Source organism: Vibrio anguillarum (assembly GCF_001989995.2).
In the GTDB taxonomy this organism is placed as follows: Bacteria; Pseudomonadota; Gammaproteobacteria; order Enterobacterales; family Vibrionaceae; genus Vibrio; species Vibrio anguillarum.
In genome coordinates, this window is record NZ_JAHGUP010000094.1 from 1 (window position 1) to 854 (window position 854).

Annotated in this window: 2 protein-coding genes; one reads left to right on the top strand and one right to left on the bottom strand. The window is 43.4% G+C overall.

The features are described from left to right. Positions 1-14: 14 nt before the first annotated feature. Positions 15-251: a 3'-5' exonuclease gene (locus PL85_RS16365; protein ID WP_232471712.1), complete on the bottom strand. Its 237-nt coding sequence runs from the start codon at positions 249-251 to the stop codon at positions 15-17. A 240-nt stretch (positions 252-491) separates the two neighbouring features. On the opposite strand from PL85_RS16365, the gene PL85_RS16370 reads away from it, so the two are divergent. Continuing rightward, a partial coding sequence (locus PL85_RS16370) for a DUF3693 domain-containing protein (protein WP_194573213.1) occupies positions 492-854 on the top strand: 363 nt, incomplete at its 3' end.

Here is an 854-nt window from a genome sequence, read left to right on the forward strand (position 1 = left end):
AATTCACTATGCCACTACATTTCATTCCAAACAACATCAAAAGATGGCTCATCAGCGACAAGCGAATTGCTAATGCCATGTATTTGATGAGCAACATCAGGGATAGAGCAAAGAGGATTAACGAGACTCGTGTAGAGAACGGAACCGGAAAGAGCGTCGATGATTGAAATTTCACAGATACGAGCGTCAGAGTCTAGGCCCGTGGTTTCGGTATCGATAATTACCGAGTTTTCTAAATTGAGAGCATACATAACAACCACCTTGACTGATTGAGGGATTGACCACCAAGGGCGAGAGCGTCAAGAGCAAGCGCCCAAGGCAGTCAAATAGGTGAATCTCTCGGCGAATGTCCGGAACGCATAAGCGATGTGGTTAGTCTTAGAGAGATTCAAATCACGAATTGAGAGGATTGTAGGCACAATTATTCGTGCGCGTTAAGCACGAAAAAACATGCTCATTAAGCTAAGATTGATTTAAAGGGAGGATTTGCCATGTATCAAAGTCAGCTATTAGATGCCTATAAAAAGGCCCAAAACTACATACAAGACAAACAAATTGCGCACGATTTGAATCTACCGAGACAAAGGATAGGTGAAATGCGCAAAGGACTACGCTATATATCTGATGAGGAAGCCGTTTTTCTAGCAGAACAAGCAGGAATTGACCCCGAGCTGGCTTTACTCGGATGCCACGCAGACCGCAACGAAAACCCAAGAATAAAACAGCTATGGGAACACATAGCAAAAAAGCACAACGGGCTAGGATTAAGAACAATATCAATGGGTTGCGGAGCATTGGCGCTAATGGTTAGCACCAAAACAGAAGTCATATTACAGTGCGCATTATGGACAATA